25 protein-coding genes and 1 pseudogene are annotated in these 24,068 nt (G+C 70.1%); 23 read left to right on the top strand and 3 right to left on the bottom strand.

Annotation, left to right across the window (positions count from 1 at the left end):
- Positions 1-52 precede the first annotated feature (52 nt).
- Both AB0C02_RS01990 and AB0C02_RS01985 read right to left on the bottom strand, forming a co-directional pair.
- Positions 53-985, bottom strand: a complete 933-nt coding sequence (locus AB0C02_RS01990) for a hypothetical protein (protein ID WP_357540121.1) — start codon at positions 983-985, stop codon at positions 53-55.
- Positions 985-1,980 (bottom strand): hypothetical protein, encoded by a 996-nt coding sequence (locus AB0C02_RS01985; protein WP_357540119.1) that lies wholly within the window; start codon positions 1,978-1,980, stop codon positions 985-987. The genes AB0C02_RS01990 and AB0C02_RS01985 overlap by 1 nt, the downstream gene beginning before the upstream one ends.
- Before the next feature lie 368 nt (positions 1,981-2,348).
- Between AB0C02_RS01985 and paaA the strand changes: the two genes are divergently transcribed.
- Genes paaA through paaE form a run of 5 tightly spaced genes read left to right on the top strand, consistent with a single transcriptional unit; the run spans position 2,349 to position 6,031 of the window.
- Complete coding sequence (paaA, locus tag AB0C02_RS01980) at positions 2,349-3,419, top strand: 1,2-phenylacetyl-CoA epoxidase subunit PaaA (protein ID WP_357540117.1); 1,071 nt, start codon at positions 2,349-2,351, stop codon at positions 3,417-3,419.
- Positions 3,416-3,703 carry a 1,2-phenylacetyl-CoA epoxidase subunit PaaB gene (gene paaB, locus AB0C02_RS01975; protein ID WP_073834113.1) on the top strand — a complete coding sequence of 96 codons (288 nt, stop codon included), beginning with the start codon at positions 3,416-3,418 and terminating at the stop codon, positions 3,701-3,703. Before paaA ends, paaB begins: the two co-directional genes overlap by 4 nt.
- Positions 3,700-4,425, top strand: coding sequence for a 1,2-phenylacetyl-CoA epoxidase subunit PaaC (paaC, locus tag AB0C02_RS01970; protein ID WP_357540114.1), 726 nt, complete (start codon positions 3,700-3,702; stop codon positions 4,423-4,425). Before paaB ends, paaC begins: the two co-directional genes overlap by 4 nt.
- Positions 4,422-4,898, top strand: a complete 477-nt coding sequence (paaD, locus tag AB0C02_RS01965; RefSeq protein WP_357540112.1) for a 1,2-phenylacetyl-CoA epoxidase subunit PaaD — start codon at positions 4,422-4,424, stop codon at positions 4,896-4,898. Before paaC ends, paaD begins: the two co-directional genes overlap by 4 nt.
- Complete coding sequence (gene paaE / locus AB0C02_RS01960; protein WP_357540110.1) at positions 4,895-6,031, top strand: 1,2-phenylacetyl-CoA epoxidase subunit PaaE; 1,137 nt, start codon at positions 4,895-4,897, stop codon at positions 6,029-6,031. The genes paaD and paaE overlap by 4 nt, the downstream gene beginning before the upstream one ends.
- 98 nt (positions 6,032-6,129) lie before the next feature.
- Here paaE and AB0C02_RS01955 read toward each other — a convergent pair whose 3' ends face one another.
- Positions 6,130-6,345, bottom strand: a complete 216-nt coding sequence (locus AB0C02_RS01955) for a hypothetical protein (protein WP_357540108.1) — start codon at positions 6,343-6,345, stop codon at positions 6,130-6,132.
- A gap of 310 nt (positions 6,346-6,655) precedes the next feature.
- Between AB0C02_RS01955 and AB0C02_RS01950 the strand changes: the two genes are divergently transcribed.
- The 18 genes and pseudogenes from AB0C02_RS01950 to nuoK all read left to right on the top strand — a co-directional run bounded on the left by AB0C02_RS01950 (position 6,656) and on the right by nuoK (position 24,043).
- The gene (locus AB0C02_RS01950; protein ID WP_357540106.1) at positions 6,656-7,498 is read left to right on the top strand and encodes a helix-turn-helix transcriptional regulator; all 843 of its coding nucleotides are present in this window, start codon (positions 6,656-6,658) and stop codon (positions 7,496-7,498) included.
- Positions 7,499-7,505: 7 nt separating this feature from the next.
- On the top strand, positions 7,506-7,694 hold the full coding sequence (locus tag AB0C02_RS01945) for a DUF397 domain-containing protein (RefSeq protein WP_357540104.1): 189 nt from the start codon (positions 7,506-7,508) through the stop codon (positions 7,692-7,694).
- Between the two features lie 339 nt (positions 7,695-8,033).
- Positions 8,034-9,224 (top strand): cyclic dehypoxanthinyl futalosine synthase, encoded by a 1,191-nt coding sequence (gene mqnC, locus AB0C02_RS01940; RefSeq protein ID WP_357540102.1) that lies wholly within the window; start codon positions 8,034-8,036, stop codon positions 9,222-9,224.
- Between the two features lie 275 nt (positions 9,225-9,499).
- Positions 9,500-10,702, top strand: coding sequence for a hypothetical protein (locus AB0C02_RS01935; protein ID WP_357540100.1), 1,203 nt, complete (start codon positions 9,500-9,502; stop codon positions 10,700-10,702).
- A 156-nt stretch (positions 10,703-10,858) separates the two neighbouring features.
- Complete coding sequence (locus tag AB0C02_RS01930; RefSeq protein WP_357540098.1) at positions 10,859-11,569, top strand: demethylmenaquinone methyltransferase; 711 nt, start codon at positions 10,859-10,861, stop codon at positions 11,567-11,569.
- Between the two features lie 109 nt (positions 11,570-11,678).
- Entirely contained in the window at positions 11,679-11,897 is a 219-nt protein-coding gene (locus AB0C02_RS01925; protein ID WP_357540096.1) for a hypothetical protein, read from the top strand.
- Positions 11,898-12,031: 134 nt separating this feature from the next.
- Complete coding sequence (locus AB0C02_RS01920) at positions 12,032-13,306, top strand: geranylgeranyl reductase family protein (protein ID WP_357540094.1); 1,275 nt, start codon at positions 12,032-12,034, stop codon at positions 13,304-13,306.
- Positions 13,307-13,440: 134 nt separating this feature from the next.
- Positions 13,441-13,806 (top strand): NADH-quinone oxidoreductase subunit A, encoded by a 366-nt coding sequence (locus AB0C02_RS01915; RefSeq protein ID WP_357540092.1) that lies wholly within the window; start codon positions 13,441-13,443, stop codon positions 13,804-13,806.
- A gap of 14 nt (positions 13,807-13,820) precedes the next feature.
- Positions 13,821-14,498, top strand: a complete 678-nt coding sequence (locus AB0C02_RS01910; protein ID WP_357540090.1) for an NADH-quinone oxidoreductase subunit B family protein — start codon at positions 13,821-13,823, stop codon at positions 14,496-14,498.
- Positions 14,495-15,232 (top strand): NADH-quinone oxidoreductase subunit C, encoded by a 738-nt coding sequence (locus AB0C02_RS01905; protein WP_357540088.1) that lies wholly within the window; start codon positions 14,495-14,497, stop codon positions 15,230-15,232. Before AB0C02_RS01910 ends, AB0C02_RS01905 begins: the two co-directional genes overlap by 4 nt.
- Positions 15,229-16,557, top strand: a complete 1,329-nt coding sequence (locus AB0C02_RS01900; RefSeq protein ID WP_357540086.1) for an NADH-quinone oxidoreductase subunit D — start codon at positions 15,229-15,231, stop codon at positions 16,555-16,557. Before AB0C02_RS01905 ends, AB0C02_RS01900 begins: the two co-directional genes overlap by 4 nt.
- A pseudogene (nuoE, locus tag AB0C02_RS01895) lies at positions 16,554-17,246 on the top strand (NADH-quinone oxidoreductase subunit NuoE); the annotation flags it as partial. The gene AB0C02_RS01900 and the pseudogene nuoE, both read left to right, overlap by 4 nt.
- 8 nt (positions 17,247-17,254) lie before the next feature.
- Positions 17,255-18,571 (top strand): NADH-quinone oxidoreductase subunit NuoF, encoded by a 1,317-nt coding sequence (gene nuoF, locus AB0C02_RS01890; RefSeq protein ID WP_357540084.1) that lies wholly within the window; start codon positions 17,255-17,257, stop codon positions 18,569-18,571.
- Complete coding sequence (locus tag AB0C02_RS01885; protein WP_357540082.1) at positions 18,571-21,048, top strand: NADH-quinone oxidoreductase subunit G; 2,478 nt, start codon at positions 18,571-18,573, stop codon at positions 21,046-21,048. Before nuoF ends, AB0C02_RS01885 begins: the two co-directional genes overlap by 1 nt.
- Positions 21,045-22,403: an NADH-quinone oxidoreductase subunit NuoH gene (gene nuoH / locus AB0C02_RS01880; RefSeq protein ID WP_357540080.1), complete on the top strand. Its 1,359-nt coding sequence runs from the start codon at positions 21,045-21,047 to the stop codon at positions 22,401-22,403. The genes AB0C02_RS01885 and nuoH overlap by 4 nt, the downstream gene beginning before the upstream one ends.
- Before the next feature lies 1 nt (position 22,404).
- Positions 22,405-22,980, top strand: a complete 576-nt coding sequence (gene nuoI / locus AB0C02_RS01875; protein WP_357540078.1) for an NADH-quinone oxidoreductase subunit NuoI — start codon at positions 22,405-22,407, stop codon at positions 22,978-22,980.
- Entirely contained in the window at positions 22,977-23,747 is a 771-nt protein-coding gene (locus tag AB0C02_RS01870) for an NADH-quinone oxidoreductase subunit J (protein WP_357540076.1), read from the top strand. The genes nuoI and AB0C02_RS01870 overlap by 4 nt, the downstream gene beginning before the upstream one ends.
- Positions 23,744-24,043 carry an NADH-quinone oxidoreductase subunit NuoK gene (gene nuoK / locus AB0C02_RS01865; protein WP_073834091.1) on the top strand — a complete coding sequence of 100 codons (300 nt, stop codon included), beginning with the start codon at positions 23,744-23,746 and terminating at the stop codon, positions 24,041-24,043. The genes AB0C02_RS01870 and nuoK overlap by 4 nt, the downstream gene beginning before the upstream one ends.
- Positions 24,044-24,068 lie beyond the last annotated feature (25 nt).

The raw sequence follows: 24,068 nt of genomic DNA, 5'->3' as shown, positions 1-24,068 counted from the left end.
CTGGCCAAGTGGTGGCTGGTCGCTCACAGCTATCGCCGGTGTGGCAACTCGGTCAGGTGGCTGGTTGGAGCAGCGCCTCGGTGATCTTCTGGCAGTTGCCCATGGCGTAGTCCCAGCCCAGGTTGAGCGGGGAGCGGATCATCACGCCCATCGTCCAGGTGTCGCCGATGGCCAGGCAGCTGACGTGCATCTCCTGCTTCTCCGGCCGGTCGACCCAGCCGTTCTTGATGGCGATGGTCTTCTGCACCTTGGCGGGGAACACCTTGCGGATGCCGAAGTCACCGGCGCCGCGGACCAGCCGCATCTCGTTCAGCAGCCAATCGGTCCACTTCGGGCCGGCTGCGCGACCGTCGTCGATGCAGAGCGCGAGCCGGGCGGTGTCCTGGGGAGAGAGCATGGTCTCGCTCCAGCCGCCGTCGCTGGCGACCTTGCTGTCGGTCAGCCCGCATGTCTTGATCAGCCGCTTGATCGAGGCGGACCGGCCCACCTCGTTGTAGAACTGCTGGGCGAGGGTGTTGTCGCTGTCTCGGATGATCTTCGTGGCCTCGGCCAGCTTCGCGTTGCTCGGCGTCTGCCCGGCTTCGGCCGTACGGCGCAGGTAGTCGGCGACGATCCAGGACTTGACCATCGAGGCGGTGGTGCTGGTCTGGGTCATGTTCTTCGAGCCGATGATCTTCCCGGTGCGCTTGTCCAGCACGCTCCAGCCGTACCAGCCCTTGATGTCGAGGTCGTCGAGGCTCTGTGCGGTGAACGGCAGTGGCTCCAGCGACGGGGAGGGGCTCGGCTGGGGGCGGGTGCTGCGGTTGGCCGTATCCGTGGACCGGCCGCTCGCGATGGCGTGGGCCGTGTCGGCGGTGGGGCTCAGCGGGGAGCCGGGCACCCACCGGAGCGAGATGAGCACCAGGCCGACGAGGATCACCGCGACCGCGCTGAACGCCAGCGGCCGGTGGTGGCTGCCCGGCCGGCGTCGCTTGCCGCCGGCCATCAGAGCTTCCCCACGGGCTGCTGCGGCACCTTGAGGGCGGCACCGGGCTGCGGGGTTACGAGTTGGGTGGCGACGCTGGCGCAGACCTGCGCGCCGTATCCGAGGCCGCGGCTGGCCGGGTAGCGCATCATCACGGCGAGACTCCACTTGTTGGTGACGGCCAGGCAGTTGACGTGCCAGTTGCCGTCGTAGCCGAGCAGGGTCCAGCCGTTCTTGATGCTCACCGGCCCCTGCGCTTTGATCTCGGCGGGCAGGCCGTCGATGATGCCCCACCTGCCGCCGCCGGACGTGGCGTGCTGGTCCTTGACGCCGCCCCGGACATTGCTCATCTCGCGTAGGACCCACATGGTCCACTTCTTGCCGGCGGCCTTGCCGGAGGCGATGCAGTCACCGAGCCGGACGGTGTCCCGGGGCGACATCTCGGTGAAGCTCCACCAGCCTGCTTTCTCGGCCACGCTGCTGCGCCTGGTGTCGGTGAGACCGCAGATCGTGATGGCCCGCTGGATCACCGGGTCAGGCTTGCCGTCCTGCTGCGGCCGGTACGACCCGCCGGCGGCGAAGTAGACCTGGTCCGCCGCATTGTCATCGCTGTCCCGGATGGCCAGGCTCGCCGCCGTCTGCAACGTCGCCGACGGATCCTTGCTGCCGAGTTGGCGCAGGTAGTCGGAGACGATCCAGACCTTGAGCATCGACTCGGTCGAACTGGTCTCGCTCATGTTCTTCGAGCCGTCGATCTTGCCGGTCGACCGGTCCTTCAGGGCCCAGCCGAAGAAATCACCCTTGAAGTCCACCGAGACCGGCCCGGCGGCCAGGGTGGGCGGGGGCGGCGTGGAGGACGACGGCGTGAGCGGGGAGGGCTGCTCCGCGCCACCGCCGGCGCTGGCGAGGTTGCCCCCGTTGTTGTCGATAACGAGGCGGGCGGCGGCAGGCACCAGCATGACGACACCGACGAGGACCGCCACGACGGCGAGCGTCAGGGTCACGCGAGGTCGCATGGGTGGGTGAACTCCAGATGTCTGGCCGGGGGGACCGGCTTTTCCGAGAGATTCGGCCTGATCGCCCGGGCCCCGGGGGGATGACCTGGAACGGGTGGCGATCGTCGACAGCCGATCGGTGTGCCGGGGGAAGTCTACTTCCGGACAGGCCGGTTGCCAGGGGTCGGCACCTGGGAACTGGCTAGGAAGGCGGGGTAATCAACCCTTTGGCCCCCCTTGGGGGGATTCGCGGCCAATGCGTGGCCGACGTCACACCGGCGCGAGCTTCGGCGTCCGTCACTGAAAGCGGTCATCCAGTGGCGGAAGGTGGTCGGCGAAACCTGTTACACCCTCTGGTGTCGGCGGCCAAAAGCTGTAACACTGGCCTCATGTATGGCAACGACTTCGCTCCGCCCGAGGACGGTCCGGGCGGCGGCCTGCTCGGCGAGGTGGAGGCGGCGGAGGCGGCCCTGCGGGAGGCGGCGGCCCGGTCCCGGCATGGCGGTCCCGCCCCCGACGACGACCTCGAGGCTTACTTCGCGGACGTGATCGCCGCCGATCAGAAGATCGAGCCGCGCGACTGGATGCCGGAGGCCTACCGGAAGACGCTGATCCGGCAGATCGCCCAGCACGCGCACTCCGAGATCATCGGCATGCAGCCGGAGGGGAACTGGATCAGCCGCGCCCCCTCGCTCAAGCGCAAGGCGATCCTGCTGGCCAAGGTGCAGGACGAGGCCGGTCACGGCCTCTACCTCTATGCCGCGGCCGAGACGCTGGGGATCAGCCGGGACGAGCTGGTGGAGCTGCTGCTCGAAGGGCGGCAGAAGTACAGCTCGATCTTCAACTACCCGACGCTGACCTGGGCGGACGTGGGCGCGATCGGCTGGCTGGTCGACGGCGCGGCGATTGTCAACCAGGTGCCGCTGTGCCGCTGCTCCTACGGCCCGTACGCCCGAGCGATGATCCGGGTCTGCAAGGAGGAGTCGTTCCACCAGCGGCAGGGCTTCGAGATCCTGCACGTCCTGGCCCACGGCACCCCGGCGCAGAAGGCGATGGCCCAGGACGCGCTGAACCGGTGGTGGTATCCGTCGCTGGCGATGTTCGGCCCGCCGGACACCGACTCGACCCACTCCGCGCAGTCGATGGCCTGGAAGATCAAGCGGTTCTCCAACGACGAGCTGCGCCAGCGCTTCGTCGACATGTGCGTGCAGCAGGCCGAGATCCTCGGGCTGACCCTGCCCGACCCGGACCTGCGTTGGAACGACGAGCTGCAGTCGTACGACTACACCCAGCCCGACTATGACGAGCTCATGCAGGTGATCAAGGGCAACGGGCCGTGCAACCGGGAGCGGATGGCGCACCGGCGTCGCGCCCACGAAGACGGCGCCTGGGTACGCGAGGCCGCCGCGGCGTACGCCGCGAAGCGGGCCGAGAAGAACAAGGAGAAGGTGGCGGCGTGAGCAAGGAACAGACCCCGCTCTGGGAGGTCTTCGTGCGGGCCCGGCGCGGGCTGTCGCACACCCACGTCGGCAGCCTGCACGCGCCCGACGCCGAGCTGGCCCTGCGTAACGCCCGAGACCTCTACACCCGCCGTCAGGAGGGCGTTTCCATCTGGGTGGTGCCGGCCAGCGCGATCACCGCGTCCAGCCCGGACGAGAAGGACGCCTTCTTCGACCCGGCAGCCGACAAGGTCTACCGCCACCCCACCTTCTACGAGGTGCCGGACGGGGTGGCCCACCTGTGAACGGCCGATTCGACTTCACCCTCGCCCTCGGCGACGACGCGCTGATCACCGCGCAGCGGCTCGGCGAGTGGGCCTCCCACGCGCCGGAGATGGAAGAGGACATCGCGCTGGCGAACATCGCCCTCGACCAGCTCGGCGCGGCCCGGCTCCTGCTCACGTACGCAGGCGAGCTGGAGGGCGCCGGCCGGGACGAGGACGCGCTGGCGTACCTCCGCGATGACCGGGAGTTTCGCAACTGTCTCCTGGTCGAGCTGCCCAACGGCGACTTCGCGGTCACCATGGCGAAGCTGTTCTTCCTGGCCGCGTACCAGCTTCCGCTCTACACCGCGCTGGCCGGGTGCGCCGACGAGCGGCTCGCCGCGATCGGCGCGAAGGCCCGCAAGGAGTCCGCGTACCACCTGGACCACGCCGCGCTCTGGGTGAAGCGGCTCGGCGACGGCACCGAGGAGTCGCACCGCCGGATGCAGGCGGCGGTGGACCAGGTGTGGCCGTACACTCACGAGCTGTTCGCGGCGGCACCGGCGGCGCCGGTCGACCCGGCCACCCTGCGGGTCGACTTCGACTCCTGCGTCGACGACGTGCTGGCCGAGGCGACGCTGACCCGTCCGGCGGCCGGCTGGGCCCCCGGCGGCGGCCGGGACGGCGTCCACACCGAACACCTCTCATACCTGCTGGCCGAGATGCAGGTGCTGCACCGCGCCCATCCCGGAGCGCAGTGGTGAGTGACCCGAGGGCGGCCGTGGCGGCGGTGGTGGACCCGGAGATCCGGGTCATCACCATCGACGACCTGGGCATCCTCCGGTCGGTGGACGAGGACCCGGCCACCGGCCGGGTGGTCGTCACCATCACCCCCACCTACACCGGCTGCCCGGCGATGGACGTGATCCGCGCTGACATCCGCCGGGCGCTGGCCGCCGCCGGTCACGCCGACGCCGAGATCCGTACGGTGCACTCTCCGGCGTGGAGCACGGACTGGATCTCGGAGCAGGGCCGGGCCAAGCTCGCCGCCGCCGGGATTGCCCCGCCCGCGCCGGCCCGGGCCGGCAACGTCGTACCGCTGACCCTCGCCGTCCGCTGCCCGCGCTGCGGCTCGCCGGACACCGAACAGGTCAGCCGCTTCGGCTCCACCGCGTGCAAGGCGCTGTGGCGCTGCCGCTCCTGCCTCGAACCCTTCGACCATGTGAAGGCGCTGTGACTGTCACCATCACCCGACCGGTCCGTCGCCGGCCGGCCTTCCACCCGCTGCCGGTCGCCGCCGTCGATCGGCTCACCGACGACGCCGTGGCGATCACCTTCGCCGTACCCGAGGAACTGCGGGAAACCTTCGCGTTCTCCGCCGGTCAGCACCTGACCGTGCGTCGTCCCGCCGGAGGCGGGCTCACCGGCTCCGCCGGTGCCGACGGCGAGGACGTGCGGCGGTCGTACTCGATCTGCTCGACCCCGCAGGAGCTGGCGCGGCACGGACGGCTGCGGATCGGGGTACGGGAGATCCCCGGCGGTGCCTTCTCCGCGTACGCCTGCGGTGCCCTGCGCGACGGCGACACCGTCGACGTGCTGCCCCCGCTCGGCAACTTCACCACCGCGTTCGCGCCGGACCGGGTTCGCCGCTACGGCGCGGTGGTCGCCGGCTCCGGGATCACCCCGGTGCTCTCGCTGGTCGCGACCGCGCTGGCCGTCGAGCCGGCCAGCACCTTCACCCTGGTGTACGGCAACCGCACCGCCAACTCGGTCATGTTCGCCGAGGAGTTGGCCGACCTGAAGGACCGGTATCCGACCCGGTTGCACCTGGTGCACGTGCTCTCCCGCGAGCAGGGCGAGTCGCCGCTGCTGTCCGGCCGGATCGACGCCGACCGGCTGGCCCGGCTGCTGGACACCATCGTCCCCGGCGACACCATCGAGGAATGGTTCCTCTGCGGACCGTACGGGATGGTGGTGGACGCCAAGGCGGTGCTCACCGGCCGGGGGCTGCCGGAGTCGGCGGTCCGCACCGAGCTGTTCCACGTCGACGCCCCGCCGGAGCCGGTCCGCCGCCCCGACGACGAGCCGGGCGCCGGCGCCGAGGTGACGATCATGCTCGACGGGCGCTCGTCCAGCTTCACCATGGGACGCGACGAGCGGGTGCTGGACGCCGCGCTGAAGGTCCGCAGCGAGCTGCCGTACGCCTGCAAGGGCGGGGTCTGCTCGACCTGCAAGGCCAAGGTGGTCTCCGGTGAGGTGACCATGGCGCGCAACTACGCGCTGGAGCCCGACGAGGTCGCGGCCGGCTACGTCCTCACCTGCCAGGCGAGCCCGGTCACCGACAAGCTCGCCGTCGACTACGACGCGTAGACGGCCCGGCGTGGCTCGACGACCCGGGCACACGCTTCGTCGTCGCCTATGGAGCTGATAGCACCAACGACTCACCAGCGCGCCCCTGGCGCCGACGGTCAGTTCTGGTGGCGGAGGTTGGCGGTCCAATAGGTCAGGTCGGAGCGGTGCTCCGTCAGGGCCACCGGCTCGCCGCACGCCTCCTCGATCAGCTTGGCGGCCTCGTCCAGGTGGGCCGGGTAGTGGTCCCAGTCGGTGTCGTGGAACAGGTGGAGGCCGGCCTCGCCCCGGTCGTCGCCGAATGCCTCCGCGGCCTCCGGTGATACCAGCACCACGGTGTAGCGGGCTGCCTCGATCTCCGCCTCGGACGGCTCCGGCTGTTCCGTACGCCCCCGCCGCCGGAACCGTTCGATGACCGACGGAATCGGGCCGGGAGAGTCGGCCGGGTCGTAAGGCCGGAGCCAGGCGGGCTTGATGAGGCTTGCGAATCGTCGATTCCACGACGACCTCCTGTCGGTGGCAACGAGCCATAGCAACGTTGCTTGCGATGGTTGTGGAATGGTGAGATCAAGTCAATACTCAACGCGATGACTTCGTCACCGTGGCGAGATGCGCCGCGTTGCGCAGCGGAGGTGGCGGATGCCCATGGCGAACCAACCGACCGTCGTCGGCCGGGGCCTCGGTGGTGAGCTTCGGGAGTTGCGGCAGGCCCGCAAGCTGGCCCTGCGCCGGGTGGCGATCCGGCTCGGCTGGCAGCCGTCGAAGCTGTCCCGGATGGAGACCGGCATCCAGGGCATCCACGTCGAGGACGTCGCCTCGCTGCTGGTGATCTACGGCGTCACCGGCAACGAGCGGAAGCGGCTGCTCGGCATGGCGGAGCGGTCCGCCGAGTCCGGCTGGTGGGAGTTGATCGGCGGGCTCTCCGACGAGTCGCGGACGCTGATCCGGCTGGAGGCGGAGGCGACCACCATCGTCAACTGGGAGCCGCTGTTGGTGCCCGGCCTGCTGCAGATCCCGGACTACGCCAAGACGGTGATGCGCGGGTGCGGGATTCCGGAAGACGAGGCGCAGGCTCGGGTCGCCGCCCGGCTCGGCCGACAGGCCGTCCTCAGCCGCGCCGAGCCGCCTCGGCTGCACGCCCTGCTCGACGAGGCGGTGTTGCGCCGGGTGGTCGGCGACCGGCAGGTGATGGCCCGGCAGTTGCGGCACCTGGTGGCGGCAGCCGAGCGGCCGCAGGTCACGCTCCGGGTGGTGCCGCTGGCGGTCGGCGCGCACACCGGGCTCGACGGCTCGTTCGCGCTGCTTGACTTTCCCCGCAACCGATCCGTGGTCTATCTCGACCACAAGCTGTCCGGGTTGTTCCTTGAGGAGGGGCCGCAGGTGGCGTACTTCCGGGGCGAGGCGGATAGGCTGGCGGGCGTGGCATTGAGCCCCGCCGAATCGGCGCGGCTTGTTGCGCAGGTGGCAACGGAGCACGAACGGGAGTGAGCCGTCGATGATCATTGCCGAGCTGTCGGACGCGGTCTGGCGCAAGTCGAGCCGCAGCGGATCGAACGCCAACTGCGTCGAGGTCGCGGAGCTGCCCCGCGCGATCGCCGTACGCGATTCGAAGGACCCGGCCGGGCCGGTGCTGGCCTTCGAGCGCGCGGCCTGGTCCGCCTTCGTCGACGGCGTGCCAGAGTAGCCGGAGCGGTGGCAGCTACTCATCTACGACAATGCCGGACGGTTGATAGAAAGCCCGCCCTGCGCCTTGTGGAGGTAACCCCGATAGGGCTCCATCGCCGCCGCTGACATAGCGACATCGGCGTGGCGCAGGCGAGGGGGCACCTTCCTTGAGGCCGGTATGTCTCTGGGGCGTATTTGTGCCTAAGCGGCATATCGCTCGTACCCGTTCTTCAAAAGTAAGCACTACGCTCAGTTAGCTGTCACCTTGCAGATGCGGAGGGTGGTTGGCCACTCGGCCGGCGTCGTCCGCTGCGAGCCCTTGACGTCGGGGTTTGGTCGGGGACGTAGGCTCGGGGGCGTGACGGTGAGCCGGGAGATCGACGACATCCTGCAGCGCGGCGCGGACGGCGGGCGGATCACGCCCGAGGAGGCCCTGCTGCTCTACACCGAGGCGCCCTTCCACGCGCTGGGCGAGGCGGCGGACGCGGTGCGCCGGCGGCGCTACCCGGACAACATCGTCACGTACCTGATCGACCGCAACATCAACTACACCAACGTCTGCGTGACGGCGTGCAAGTTCTGCGCCTTCTACCGCGCGCCCAAGCACAAGGAGGGGTGGACCCACCCCACCGAGGAGATCCTGCGCCGCTGCGGCGAGGCGGTCGAGCTGGGCGCCACCCAGGTGATGCTCCAGGGCGGCCACCACCCGGACTACGGCGTGGAGTACTACGAGGAGCTGTTCTCCTCGGTCAAGCAGGCGTACCCGCAGCTGGCCATCCACTCGATCGGCCCGAGCGAGATCCTGCACATGGCCAAGGTCTCCGGCGTGAGCCTGGACGAGGCGATCGCCCGGATCAAGGCGGCCGGGCTGGACTCGATCGCCGGCGCCGGCGCCGAGATGCTGCCGGACCGGCCGCGCAAGGCCATCGCCCCGCTCAAGGAGTCCGGCGCGCGCTGGCTGGAGGTCATGGAGCTGGCGCACCGGCAGGGCCTCGAGTCGACCGCGACCATGATGATGGGCACCGGCGAGACGAACGCCGAGCGGATCGAGCACCTGCGGATGATCCGGGACGTGCAGGACCGCACCGGGGGCTTCCGGGCCTTCATCCCGTGGACGTACCAGCCGGAGAACAACCACCTCAAGGGCCGCACCCAGGCGACCACCCTGGAATACCTGCGGCTGATCGCGGTGGCCCGGCTCTTCTTCGAGACGGTGCCGCACCTGCAGGCATCGTGGCTGACCACCGGCAAGGACGCCGGCCAGCTCGCCCTGCACATGGGCGTGGACGACCTCGGCTCGATCATGCTGGAGGAGAACGTCATCTCCTCGGCCGGCGCCCGGCACCGCTCCAACCTGCACGAGCTGATCGGCATGATCCGTACCGCCGGCCGGATCCCCGCCCAGCGGGACACCCTCTACCACCGGCTTTCGGTGCACTGGACGCCGGCCGACGACCCGAGCGACGACCGGGTGGTGTCGCACTTCTCCTCGATTGCCCTGCCCGGCGGCGGGGTCGGGAAGTCGCTGCCGCTCGTCGAGGTCAACTGAGCCCTGTGCGACGCTCGACGTACGCGGGGTGACTGCGATCTGGTCGACCGAACGGCCACTACACGGTCTTCGCGGGGCTGTTTCCGATGCCCGTTCACCCGAGCGTCATCGGGCCCACCGCACAGCAAGACCCGTCAATCCAGGCAATCCTTAGCTGACTCTTAGGCGAGCAGGTGCTGGAGCCTCGGCGTGGGGGGTGGCGTGGGTGATCGCGAGTCGCTAACGTGCCGGCTCGTCCCCGTTACTTTCTTCGATCCCGCGGGGGGATTGAACTCATGATCTTCCGTCACCGGCCGCTGGTGCGGCTCGGCGCCGCCGCTCTGCTCGCCGCCGGGGCGTTCACGGCCTTCGGTGCGCCCGCCCACGCCGCCGGTACCGAGACCGACCTCGCGCTCGACGTGGTGGGCACCAAGGTCGCCGACGGTGTCAACGGCAAGGTGGCCTTCGCCAGGGTGACCAACAAGGGCGAGAACACCCCCTCCGAGCTGGCGGTCCGCGTCGACGTCTCCAAGCTCGACTGGTCGAAGGTCGTCGTGGACCCGGGCCCCGCGTGCGAGCCGGAGGGCCAGGCCACTCCGCCCGCCTTCCTCTGCCACGCGCCAAAGGACGAGCTGCCGGGCCCCGGGGAAACCTTCGAGCTGCCGTTGATCCTCCTCAAGCCGGACGGCCCGCTGGCGGCCCCCTACAGCGTCCCGGTCGGCTTCGAGATCGTCAGCAAGGACGACACCAACAAGGAGAACAACACCAAGTCGGTGAACGTCGAGTTCACCAAGGAGAGCGGCGCGGATCTGTATGTGACGGCCGACGACGTGAAGAACGCCGTCAAGGTCAAGAACGGCGACGAGATCGAGTTCGCCGGTGACCTGCACGCGGGCGACACGGCGGCGCTCATCTACGACGTGTGGAACCAGGGCGACCTGGCCACCGCCGGTTTCAAGGTGACGGTCAAGCTGCCCGAGGGCGTGACCTTCACCGAGACCGAGGACGACTGCGAGTACGCCGCGGGCAAGGGCTCGCTCGTCTGCACCTACCCCGAGCTGCCGTTCGTCCCGTGGAGCCAGGTCGGCGGGGGCGACGACGGCGTCCCCGGCGGCGTCTTCTGCCACCTGCTCTCGGTGGGCGCGGACGTCAAGGCCGGCGCGTTGACCGGGGGCACCGTCTCGGTCGAGCCGATCCTGCCGGCCAAGGGCGTCGAGATCACGTCGTTCAAGATCAAGAACAAGCCGGCGAACATGACTCTTCTGAAGAAGGCGGACCTCGACGGCGACCTCGACCCGAGCGACAACACCGACGGCTTCGCGGTCATCGTCGCGGCCGACGGCGGCGCCGGCGGTGGCCTGCCGGTGACCGGCGCCAAGGCCGGCCTGATCGGTGGCATCGGCGTGGCGGTGCTCGCCGTGGGTGGGGCGCTGTTCCTGATCGCCCGCCGGCGTCGGGTGGTTCTGGTGACCCCGGCCGACGAGAAGTCGACCGACTGACGGTCATCCTTTATCGGTCCGCGAGGGCCGTTTACATAACGCACGGCAGCAGGGGCGGGATGGGTCACCATCCCGCCCCTGCTGTCTGCGCTCACCGGCGGAATCGTCCGGGCACCCGTCGAACGCGGGTCGGCGACCGGCTGGCAGAGTGGAGGGGTGAGCCGTAACCCGCAGGGCCAGCGCGCCAGTCTGGACAAGCAGCCGCACGAGGTCGCCGCGATGTTCGACGGCGTGGCGGCCCGTTACGACCTGACCAACACCGTGCTCTCCTTCGGGCAGGACCGGTTCTGGCGGCGGGCCACCCGGGAGGCGCTCGGGCTGCGCCCCGGCGAGCGGGTGCTGGACGTGGGCGCGGGCACCGGCGTCTCGACCGAGGAACTGGCCCACTCCGGGGCGTACGCGGTGGGTGCCGACCTGTCGCTGGGCATGCTGCACGCCGGCAAGCGCACCCGTCCGGCGGTGCCGCTGCTGGCCGGGGACGCCCTGCGGCTGCCCTTCGCCGACGCCAGCTTCGACGCGGTCACCATCTCCTTCGCCCTGCGCAACGTGAACGACACCGATGCGGCGCTGCGCGAGCTGGCTCGGGTGACGCGGCCGGGCGGCCGGCTGGTGGTGTGCGAGTTCAGCACCCCGGTCAACCCCGCCTTCCGCACGATCTACCTGTCGTACCTGATGCGGTCGCTGCCGGCGGTGGCGCGGACGGTCTCCAGCAACCCCGACGCGTACGTCTATCTGGCCGAGTCGATCCGGGCCTGGCCGGACCAGGAAGCCCTCGCCGGGCGGATCGGTGCGGCCGGGTGGAGCCGGGTGGCCTGGCGCAACCTCACCGGTGGCGTCGTCGCGCTGCACCGGGCGGTCCGGGACTGACGGCAGGCCCGTTACTGACGGCCGGCCCCGACGGGCCGTCACCGGCAGTGATCCACCTAATTCCGTGAATATCCGTTTTTATTCTACTTAGTCCCGTAGGCTCGCCCCCATGACGGGACCAGACCAGGCGGCCTTGGAGGACGACGCCGCGGAACTCATCGCGCAGCTCAAGGAGCTGGCCGGCGCGGATCCCGCGGATGTGCGCCAGGTGGTCGCCGAGGTGCTGGCCGCGCTTGATCGGGCGGCCGGCGGCGCGTTGCGGGAGCACCTGCCGGAGGCCATCCGTCTGGACGCCGGCCTCGGACCTGCCGCATCGGCCCGTCCGTGACGCCAAAGTGGACTCCGACCGGCGCGTTTCCACGAAGTTAGGTATGCCTTACCCGGTGCCGGTGTAATCCCCGCCATAGACTCCAACCCGATCGGCTTGTGAAGCATTTCACGAGCGTACGGGAGGAGGCGCAGATGACCGCGGTGGAGAACGACGCCGACGTGATCGTCGTGGGCGCCGGTCCCGGAGGATCGGCAACCGCGTACCACCTGGCTCGGCACGGCGTACGCGTGTTGCTCCTGGAGAAGACCGAGTTTCCTCGGGAGAAGGTCTGCGGCGATGGGCTCACCCCCCGGGCCGTGCGGCAGCTCATCCGGATGGGCGTGGACACCTCGCCCGAGGCCGGCTGGCTGCACAACAAGGGCCTCCGGGTGATCGGTGGCGGGGTACGCCTCGAACTGGACTGGCCCGACCTGGCCAGCTTCCCCAACTACGGCCTGGTCCGGACCCGGCTCGACTTCGACGACCTGCTCGTCCAGCGGGCCGTCGCCGCCGGGGCGAAGCTGCGGACCGGCGTGAACGTGACCGGTCCGGTGCTCGGCGCCGACGACCGGGTGATCGGGGTGCAGGCCGAGGTGGGCCCGGACAAGGAACCGGCCACCTTCCACGCCCCGCTGGTGGTCGCCGCGGACGGCGTCTCCGGCCGCTTCCCGCTCGCCCTCGGCCTGCCGAAGCGGGAGGACCGGCCGATCGGTGTGGCGGTCCGCCGCTACTACCGCTCGCCCGCGAAGCACGACGACAACTACCTTGAGTCCTGGTTGGAGCTGCGGGCCAAGGGCAGCGACGCGCTGCTGCCCGGCTACGGCTGGATCTTCGGCCTCGGCGACGGCCGGGTCAACGTCGGCCTGGGCGTGCTCAACTCCTCCGCCGCCTTCGGCAAGACCAACTACCGGCGGCTGCTCACCGACTGGCTGGCCAACACCCCCGAGGACTGGGGGATGACCGACGAGACCAACGCGGAGGGCCCGATCGGCGGGGCCGCGCTGCCGATGGGCTTCAACCGGGTGCCGCACTACACCCGTGGCGTGCTGCTGGTCGGCGACTCCGGTGGCATGGTCAACCCGTTCAACGGCGAGGGCATCGCGTACGCGATGGAGTCCGGCGAGCTGGCCGCCGAGGTGGTGGTGCAGGCGCTGGCCCGGCCCGCCGGTGTCGAGCGGGAGCGGGCGCTGCAGGCGTACCCGCAGGAGCTGAAGGCCCGCTTCGGCGGCTACTACCGGCTCGGCGGGATCTTCGTGAAGCTGATCGGCCGCCCGGAGGTCATGCGGCTGGCCACCAAGCACGGCATGCCGCACCCGATGTTGATGCGCTTCGTGCTCAAGCTCCTGGCGAACCTGACCGACCCGCGGGGCGGGGACGCGATGGACCGGGTCATCAACGCGATGACGAAGGTGGCGCCAGCCGTATAGACCCCCGTCCCGAGGGGCGCCGTCGCCCCGCGGAACGGCCAGAGATCGACCCCGCCGGCCGAGGTCATGAGGGACGTGAATAGTGTGATTTTCGCTAACCACCGAGGTCAGGGAAGGACGAGCAGGAGACAACGATGACGCTCTCTCCTTACGCACCCATCATCGGGCTGTTCGCCCTCGCCGCGGGATTCGCGCTGTTCTCCGTGGCCTCCGCCCGACTCGCCGGCCCCCGGCGGCTGAACAAGGCCAAGCTCGAGGCGTACGAGTGTGGCATCGAGCCGAGCCCGCAGCCGGTTGGCGGCGGCCGGTTCCCGGTCAAGTTCTACCTGACGGCGATGCTCTTCATCGTCTTCGACATCGAGATCATCTTCCTCTACCCCTGGGCGGTCTCCTTCGACGCCCTGCCGATCTTCGGCTTCGTGGAGATGGTCATGTTCATCGTCGCGGTCTTCGTCGCCTACGCCTACGTCTGGCGGCGCGGCGGCCTGGACTGGGACTGAGGGAGGTACGGCAGATGGGCATCGAGGAGAAGCTTCCCTCCGGCGTCCTGCTCACCACCGTCGAGGCGCTGGTCAACTGGTCGCGGAAGTCGTCCGTCTGGGGGGCGACCTTCGGCCTGGCCTGCTGCGCCATTGAGATGATGGCGGCTGGTGGCCCGCACTACGACATGGGCCGCTGGGGCATGGAGGTCTTCCGGGCCTCGCCCCGGCAGGCGGACCTGATGATCGTGGCCGGCCGGGTGAGCCAGAAGATGGCCCCGGTCCTGCGCCAGATCTACGACCAGATGGCCGAGCCCCGCTGGGTGCTCTCGATGGGCGTCTGCGCCAGCAGCGGCGGCATGTTCAACAACTACGCCATCGTGCAGGGCGTCGACCACGTCGTCCCGGTCGACATGTACCTCCCGGGCTGCCCGCCCCGGCCCGAGATGCTCATCGACGCGGTTCTCAAGCTCCGCGAAAAGATCGGGCACGAGCCGCTGGGCCCGAACGGCCGCAAGATGCTCCAGGCCCGCCAGGAGCGCGGTGACGTGCCCGTGGTGCCGTACGGCTCGATGCCGTCGTCGTACCGCAACGACAAGGCCCGGCGTGCCGAGTGGACCAAGGCGGTCCGCGAGGGGCGCGAGGAGCAGCTGCGGATTGAGAACTGGATGAAGGCCCAGAACCACCTCCACCCGCAGGGGGGCCCGAAGTGAGCGCGACTGACGACAGGACCACCAACGGGGGCGTGCCGGTGCCGGCCACCCCGGCCGGGGCCACCGACGGCGCCCCGGCCGAGCACCCGCCGGCCAGCCCCGCCAGCCGCGGCATGTTCGGCGTGCGCGGCAGCGGCGACGTCTCCGGCTACGGCGGCCTGGTCCGCCCGCGCCAGCCGATCGAGGAGAGCCCCCGGCCGTACGGCGGCTACTTCGACGAGGTTCGGGACGCGCTGGAGGAGGCGTACCCCGAGTTCGGCGACGCGATCGAGAAGATCGTGGTCGACCGGGGCGAGCTGACCCTGCACGTCCGCCCGGAGCGGATCGCCGAGGTCTGCCAGGTGATGCGCGACGACCTGGCGCTGCGCTTCGAGCTCTGCTCCTCGGTGTCCGGCGTGGACTACCTGGGCGCGGACGAGCGCCGGCTGCACGTCGTCTACCAGCTCACCTCGATGACCTACCGGCGTCGGGTCCGGCTGGAGGCCGCGGTCTCCGCCGAGGACCCGCACCTGCCGAGCGTCACCAACGTCTACCCGACCGCCGACTGGCAGGAGCGGGAGACGTACGACATGTTCGGCATCGTCTTCGACGGCCACCCCAACCTGACCCGGATCCTGATGCCGGACGACTGGGAGGGGCACCCGCAGCGCAAGGACTACCCCCTCGGCGGCGTACCCGTCGAGTACAAGGGCGCTGAGATCCCGCCGCCGGACCGGAGGAGGTCCTACCAGTGACCACGTCGAACTACGCGGCCGAGCGCGAGACCACCGAGGGCAAGGTCTTCACCGTCACCGGTGGGGACTGGGACACGGTCGTCTCCGGCACCGACCCGATCAACGACGAGCGGATCGTCGTCAACATGGGCCCGCAGCACCCGTCCACGCACGGCGTGCTCCGACTGGTGCTGGAGCTGGAGGGCGAGACGGTCCGCGAGGCCCGCTCGGTCATCGGCTACCTGCACACCGGCATCGAGAAGAACCTCGAATACCGCAACTGGGTCCAGGGCTCGACCTTCGTGACCCGGATGGACTACCTCGCTCCGCTGTTCAACGAGACGGCGTACGCGCTGGCGGTGGAGAAGCTGCTCGGCATCACCGACGACATCACCGAGCGGGCCAACACCATCCGGGTGCTGATGATGGAGCTCAACCGGATCTCCTCGCACCTGGTCTGGCTGGCCACCACCGGCATGGAGCTCGGCGCGATCTCGATCATGCTGTACGGCTTCCGCGAGCGGGAGTACATCCTCGACATCTTCGAGACCATCACGGGCCTGCGCATGAACCACGCGTACGTGCGGCCGGGCGGGGTGGCGCAGGACGTGCCGGACGAGGCGATCGCCAAGATCCGGGACTTCCTCAAGATGATGCCGAAGAAGCTCAAGGAGTACGAGGACCTCCTCTCCGGCCAGCCGATCTGGACCGAGCGCACCAAGAACGTGGCCGTGCTCGACGTGACCGCCTGCCTGGCGCTCGGCGTCACCGGTCCGGTGCTCCGCTCCGCGGGTCTCGCCTGGGACCTGCGCAAGACCATGCCGTACTGCGGCTACGAGACGTACGAGTTCGACGTCCCGACCCACACCGGCGGCGACGTCTGGGGCCGCTACCTGGTTCGGCTCGCCGAGATCCGCGAGTCACTGAAGCTGGTCGAGCAGGCGGTGGACCGGCTCGGCAAGCGTGGCCCGGTGATGGTGTCCGACAAGAAGATCGCCTGGCCGGCGCAGCTGGCCATCGGCGTCGACGGGATGGGCAACTCGCTGGAGCACGTCGCCAAGATCATGGGTCAGTCGATGGAGTCGCTGATCCACCACTTCAAGCTCGTCACCGAGGGCTTCCGCGTCCCGCCGGGCCAGGTGTACGTCGGCATCGAGTCGCCCCGCGGCGAGCTGGGCGTGCACGCCGTCTCCGACGGTGGCACCCGGCCGTACCGGGTGCACTACCGGGAGCCGAGCTTCGTCAACCTCCAGGCGCTCCCGGCGATGGCCGAGGGTGGCCTGATCGCCGACGTGATCGCCGGTGGCGCCTCGCTGGACCCCGTGATGGGTGGATGTGACCGATGACGACTGCTTTTACTGAAGAGACTCGGGCCCGGGCGCGGGAGATCATCGCCCGGTACCCGGCGGACCGGTCCCGCTCGGCGCTCCTGCCGCTGCTGCACCTGGTCCAGTCCGAGGAGGGATACGTATCCCCGGCCGGTGTCGAGTTCTGCGCCGAGGTGCTCGGCCTGAACAAGGCCCAGGTCGGCGCGGTGGCCACCTTCTACACCATGTACAAGCGCAAGCCGACCGGCGACTACCTGGTCAGCGTCTGCACCAACACGATGTGCAACGTGCTGGGCGGTCAGGAGGTCTACGACACCCTGTCCGAGCACCTGGGCGTCGGGCACGACGAGACCACCGAGGACGGCAAGATCACCCTGGAGCACGCCGAGTGCCTGGCGGCGTGTGACTACGGCCCGGTGATGACGGTCAACTACGACTTCTTCGACAACGTCGACGCGCAGTCCGCGCTCGGCGTCGTCGAGGAGCTGCGGGCCGGGGGCCGGCCGATGCCGACCCGGGGCGCGCGGCTCTGCACGTTGAAGGAGATGGCCGTGCAGCTCGCCGGCTTCGCCGACGAACGGGAGGGCGCCGTCGCCGACGGCGGGCCGGGCGAGCCGACCCTGCGCGGCGTGCGGCTCGCCGAGCAGCACGGCATCTCGGTGCCTGGGTTCGACCCGAACACCCCGATCCGCAGCAAGGAAGCGGAGGCTCAGAAGTGACGACGCCTCGGCCGGAGACGCTGGCCAAGCTCACGCCGGTGCTGACCAAGCGCTGGCTGTCGCCGGACGCCTGGCGGATCGGCACCTACGAGAAGCTGGACGGCTACGCCGCCCTGCGCAAGGCGCTCAAGGCGCACCCGGACGACCTGATCCAGCTGATCAAGGACTCCGGGCTGCGTGGGCGCGGTGGCGCGGGCTTCCCGACCGGTCTCAAGTGGGGGTTCATCCCGCAGGGCGACGGCAAGCCGCACTACCTGGTGGTGAACGCCGACGAGGGCGAGCCGGGCACCTGCAAGGACCTGCCGCTGATGGCCCACGACCCGCACTCGCTGGTTGAGGGCGTGATCATCGCCTCGTACGCGATCCGGGCCAGCCGGGCCTACATCTACATCCGCGGTGAGGCGGTGCACGCCGCCCGCCGGCTGCGCAGCGCCGTGCAGGAGGCGTACGCCAAGGGCTACCTCGGGCGGAACATCCTCGGCAGCGGGTTCGACCTGGAGCTGGTGGTGCACTCCGGCGCCGGGGCGTACATCTGCGGCGAGGAGACCGCGCTGCTGGACTCGCTGGAGGGCTTCCGGGGCCAGCCCCGGCTGCGCCCGCCGTTCCCGGCGACCCACGGCCTGTACGCCAGCCCGACCGTGGTCAACAACGTCGGCACCATCGCCAGCGTGCCGTACGTCGTGCTCGGCGGCGCCGACTGGTGGAAGACCATGGGCACGGAGAAGTCCTCCGGCCCGATGATCTACTCGCTCTCCGGCCGGATCGCCAACCCCGGCCAGTACGAGTGCTCGATGGGGATCACGCTGCGCGAGCTGATCGAGCTGGCCGGCGGCATGCAGCCCGGGCACAACCTGAGGTTCTGGACCCCGGGCGGCTCGTCCACCCCGCTGCTCACCGCCGAGCACCTGGACGTGCCGCTGGACTTCGAGGGGGTGGCGGCGGCCGGCTCGATCCTGGGCACCACGGCCACGCAGATCTTCTCCGACCAGGACTGCCCGGTGTACGCGACCTACCGGTGGCTGGAGTTCTACCACCACGAGTCGTGCGGCAAGTGCACCCCGTGCCGCGAGGGCAACTACTGGATGGTCCGGGTCTACCGGCGGATCCTCGCCGGCCAGGGCACCCACGAGGACCTGGACACCCTGCTCGACACCTGCGACAACATCCTCGGCCGCTCGTTCTGCGGTCTGGGTGACGGTGCGACCAGCTCGGTGACCTCGTCGCTGAAGTACTTCAAGCAGGACTACCTCGACTACATCGAGGGACGTACCGCGCCGAAGCTGTCGGACAAGCAGCTGGTGGGAGCGCACTGATGACCGACGTAGCCAAGCAGACCGAGACCGTCACCCTGACCATCGACGGTGTTCAGGTCACCGCGCCCAAGGGGACGCTGCTGATCCGGGTCGCCGAGCAGCTGGGCACCGAGATCCCGCGCTTCTGCGACCACCCGCTGCTGGCCCCGGCCGGCGCCTGCCGGCAGTGCCTGGTGGAGGTGGAGGGCCAGCGCAAGCCGGTCGCCTCCTGCACTCAGACCGTCGCCGAGGGCATGGTGGTCCGCACCCAGCTCACCTCGCCGGTCGCCAAGAAGGCGCAGGAGGGGGTGATGGAGCTGCTGCTCCTCAACCACCCCCTGGACTGCCCGATGTGTGACAAGGGCGGTGAGTGCCCGCTGCAGAACCAGGCGATGTCCACCGGCCGCACGGACTCCCGCTTCCACGAGCACAAGCGGGAGTACCCGAAGCCGCTGCCGATCAGCACCCAGGTGCTGCTCGACCGCGAGCGCTGCGTGCTCTGCCAGCGCTGCACCCGTTTCTCTGAGGAGATCGCCGGCGACAAGTTCATCGACCTGATGAACCGGTCGTCCGCCGAGGAGATCAACATCTACCGGGACGACGCGTACGGCGAAGAGGGCGACGCCGGGAACGTCCCGTTCAACTCGTACTTCTCCGGGAACACGGTGCAGATCTGCCCGGTGGGCGCGCTGACCGGCGCGCAGTACCGGTTCCGGGCCCGCCCGTTCGACCTGGTCTCCACCCCGAGCGTCTGCGAGCACTGCTCGGCCGGCTGCGCCCAGCGCACCGACTGGCGGCGCGGCAAGGTGCTGCGCCGGCTGGCCGGCGACGACCCGGCGGTGAACGAGGAGTGGAACTGCGACAAGGGCCGCTGGGGCTTCCAGTACGCTCGCGCGTTCGACCGGCTCACCACCCCGCTGGTGCGGGACGAGCAGACCGGTGAGCTGCGCGAGGCGTCCTGGAGCGAGGCGCTGACCCGGGCCGCCGAGGGGCTGCGCGCCGCCCGCGACGGCGGGTCGGGCACGGCGGTGCTGACCGGTGGCCGGCTGACCGTCGAGGACGCCTACGCGTACGCGAAGTTCGCCCGGGTGGCGCTGCGCACCAACGACATCGACTTCCGGGCCCGCCCGGTCTCCCGTGAGGAGGCCGACTTCCTGGCCAGCAGCGTCGCCGGGGTCACCGACGTGACCTACTCGGACGTGGAGAACGCGCCCGCGGTGGTGCTGGTCGGCCTGGAGCCGGAGGAGGAGTGCCCGGTCCTCTTCCTGCGGATGCGCAAGGCGTACCTGAAGAACAAGCTCACCGTGTACGCGATCGCGCCGTTCGCCACCCGCGGCTTGGAGAAGCTCGGGGCCAAGCTGGCCCGGGTGGTGCCGGGCGAGGAGGCCAGCGTGCTGGCCGAGCACGCCACGGTGGCCGAGGCGCTGAGCCGGCCGGGGGCGATCCTGATCGTCGGCGAGCGGCTGGGTGCGGTGCCCGGCGGGCTGTCCGCCGCGGCGGACGTGGCCCGGCGTACCGGCGCGAAGCTGGCCTGGGTGCCGCGGCGCGCGGGTGACCGCGGCGCGGTCGACGCGGGCTGCCTGCCCAACCTGCTCCCCGGTGGCCGCCCGGTCACCGAGCCGGCCGCCCGCGCCGAGCTGGGCGAGGCGTGGGACATCGCGGCCGGGGTGATCCCGAGCCAGACCGGCCGGGACACCGACGGCATCCTCACCGCGGCGGTCAACGGTCAACTCGGCGCCCTCGTGGTGGCCGGTGTGGACCCGGCCGACCTGGCCGACCCGCGCCTGGCCGAGCAGGCCCTGGACGCGGTGCCGTTCCTGGTCAGCTTGGAGCTGCGGATGAGCGCGGTGGCCCGCCGGGCGGACGTGGTCCTCCCGGTCGCCCCGGTGGTCGAGAAGGCCGGCAGCTTCCTGGACTGGGAGGGCCGGCTGCGCACCTTCGACAAGGTGCTGGACACCGCGGCGATGAGCGACGGCCGGGTGGTCGACGCGCTGGCCGCGCAGCTCGACGTCCGGCTCGGCACCGGCGACGTGGCGGGCGTCCGCCGGGAGCTGGGCGGGCTGCCGCCGACCCGGGCGGACCGGCCGTCCGCGCCGTCGGTGGAGCCGGCCGCCGTCCGACAGCCCGGGCCGGGCGAGGCCGTGCTGGCCACCTGGCACCAGCTGATCGACCTGGGCACCCTCACCGACGGCGACGAGCACCTCGCCGGCACCGCCCGCCCGCCGGTGGTCCGGCTGGGCAAGGGCACCGCCGAGGCGATCGGCGTGGCCGATGGTGACCCGGTGACCGTGGGCACCGACCGCGGCGCGGTCACCCTGCCGGCGGCGATCACCGAGATGCCGGACGGCGTCGTCTGGCTGCCGACCAACTCGCCCGGCTCGACCCTTCGGCGCAGCCTCGGCGCGGCGGCCGGCGCGGTCGTACAGATCTCCGCCGGCGCGGTCGGCGATGCGGCCGGTCGCCCGGGTCCGCTCCTCAACGCAGGGGGTGTTCAGTGAGCCCGGTCATTCTGGCCGCGCAGGACCCGACGCTGGCCGACTTCGGCAAGGACCCCTGGTGGCTGGTCCTCGGGAAGATCGTCTTCGCGTTCGTCTTCGGCCTGCTCGCCACGCTGCTCGGCGTCTGGTTCGAACGGCGGGTCGTGGGTTACATGCAGGTCCGCCCCGGGCCCAACCAGGTCGGCCCGTTCGGTCTGCTGCAGACGCTCGCCGACGGTATGAAGATGGCCTTCAAGGAGGACATCCTGCCGCGGGCCGCGGACAAGGTCGTCTACTTCTTCGCGCCGACCATCTCGGTGATCTGCGCGGTCACCGCGCTGTCGGTGGTGCCGTTCGGCCCGATGGTCAGCATCGCCGGCCACCACACGCCGCTGCAGGTCACCGACGTGCCGGTGGCGGTGCTGGTGCTGCTGGCCTGTTCCTCGATGGGCATCTACGGCATCGTGCTCGGCGGTTGGGCCTCCGGCTCGACCTACCCGCTGCTCGGCGGCCTCCGGTCCACCGCCCAGATGATCTCGTACGAGGTCGCGATGGGGCTGAGCATCGTGGCGGTGTTCATGACCGCCGGCACGATGTCCACCAGCGGGATCGTCGCCGCCCAGAAGAGCGCCACCCAGCTGAACATCCTGGGCGTCGACGTCCCGGCGCCGGGCTGGTACGCCATCCTCCTGCTGCCGAGCTTCGTCATCTTCTTCATCGCCACCGTCGGCGAGACCAACCGGGCGCCGTTCGACCTGCCCGAGGCGGAGTCGGAGCTGGTCGCGGGCTTCATGACCGAGTACAGCTCGCTCAAGTTCGCACTCTTCATGCTCGCCGAGTACGTCTCGATGGTGACCATGTCCGCGGTCACCACCACGCTCTTCCTCGGTGGCTGGCGGGCCCCGGCCCCGATCACCACCGTCTGGGCCGGCGCCAACTCCGGTTGGTGGCCGATGCTCTGGTTCTTCGCGAAGGTGGTCCTGCTGGTCTTCGTCTTCGTGTGGCTGCGGGGCACCCTTCCCCGGCTTCGGTACGACCAGTTCATGCGCTTCGGCTGGAAGGTCCTGCTGCCGATCAACCTGGTCTGGATCCTGGTGCTGAGCGGGCTGCGCTCGATCGAGGGCTGGGAGACCAGGGACCGGCTGCTCGTCACCGGCATCGGCGCGGGTGTGCTGCTGCTGATCACGCTTTTCTGGCCGAGCAAGAAGAAGGAGCTGCAGCCGACGCTCCAGGAGCAGGTCAACAGCCGTCCGCACGGCAGCTTCCCGCTGCCGCCGATGGATCTTCAGGTACCGCCGAGCCCGCGCATCACGCGCGTGGTCGCCGAGCGGGAGCCGGCCAATGTCGTCGCCGGCTCGGACTCCAGGGAGGTGTGACGTGGGCACGATCACCGGAACGTTCAAGGGCTTCGGGGTCACCTTCTCGCACATGTTCAGGAAGGTCGTCACCACCGACTACCCGTTCAAGCCGCCGGTCTCGGCGCCGCGCTACCACGGGCGGCACATCCTCAACCGGCACCCGGACGGCCTGGAGAAGTGCATCGGCTGCGAGCTGTGCGCGTGGGCCTGCCCGGCGGACGCGATCTTCGTGGAGGGTGGCGACAACACCGAGGAGCAGCGCTTCTCCCCGGGTGAGCGGTACGCCAGCGTCTACCAGATCAACTACGCCCGGTGCATCTTCTGCGGGCTCTGCATCGAGGCCTGCCCGACCCGTTCGCTGACCATGAGCAACGAGTACGAGCTGGCCCGGGACAACCGGCAGGACCTGATCTTCACGAAGGAGCAGCTGCTCGCGCCGCTGCTGCCGGGCATGGAGCAGCCGCCGCACCCGATGCGGCTGGGCGACAGCGAGAAGGACTACTACGTCGGCGCGTTGACCAACCCGGGTACCTCGGCCGGTGCCGAGCGCTCGCCGATGAGCCCGGCCGCGGCTGGCAAGGGAGACACGGCATGATCACGCAGACGGTGCTCGCCGAGGCGGCCTCGGTCTCCACCGGCGAGGCGGTGACCTTCTGGATCCTCGCCCCGCTCGCGCTGATCGGCGCGATCGGCATGGTGTGGGCCCGCAACGCGGTGCACTCGGCGCTCTGGCTGGTGCTGACGATGCTCTGCCTGGGCGTGTTCTACGTCCTGCAGGCCGGGCCGTTCATCGGCATGGTGCAGATCATCGTCTACACCGGCGCGATCATGATGCTCTTCCTGTTCGTGCTGATGCTGGTCGGCCGGGACTCCTCGGACTCGCTGATCGAGACGCTGCGCGGGCAGCGGGTCGCCGCGGTGCTGCTCGGCCTCGGCTTCGCCGGCCTGGTCGGCAGCGGCCTCTACCGGGCCCTGGAGGGGGTCCAGGCCGTCGGCCTGGACAAGGCCAACGCCGACGGCAACGTGCAGGGCATCGCCCGGCTGCTCTTCACCAAGTACGTCTTCGGCTTCGAGCTGACCTCCGCGCTGCTGATCACGGCAGCCGTCGGCGCGATGGTGCTGGCGCACCGGGAACGGCGCAAGGAGGACCGGATGGACCAGGTCGCCACGATGAAGGCCCGGTTCCGCCCCGGCAACTACCCGGGCCCGAAGCCCGGACCGGGTGTCTTCGCCACCTCGTCCTCGGTGGCCACCCCGGCCCGGCTGCCCGACGGTCGGCTGAGCGACCGCAGCATCCCCGAGATCCTGCCGGTCCGCGAGCTGTCCGCCGAGGAGACCTCTTTGAAGGGGACGGAGAAGTGACCCCGGACTACTACCTGATCCTCGCCGCGGTGCTGTTCACCATCGGTGCCGTCGGCGTGCTGATCCGGCGTAACGCGATCGTGCTGTTCATGTGCGTCGAGTTGATGCTCAACGCGGCCAACCTGACGCTGGTCACCTTCAGCCGGATCAACGGCGACCTGAACGGCCAGATCATGGCGTTCTTCGTGATGGTGGTGGCGGCGGCCGAGGTCGTCGTCGGGCTCGCGATCATCATGTCGATCTTCCGGACTCGGCGCTCGGCGAGCGTCGACGACGCCAACCTGCTGAAGTACTGAGGGGTCCACCGGTGGATGAGATTCT

This window comes from Micromonospora sp. NPDC048999, from assembly GCF_040649295.1.
Classification (GTDB): domain Bacteria; phylum Actinomycetota; class Actinomycetes; order Mycobacteriales; family Micromonosporaceae; genus Micromonospora.
This window is presented reverse-complemented; position numbering and strand designations above follow the sequence as displayed.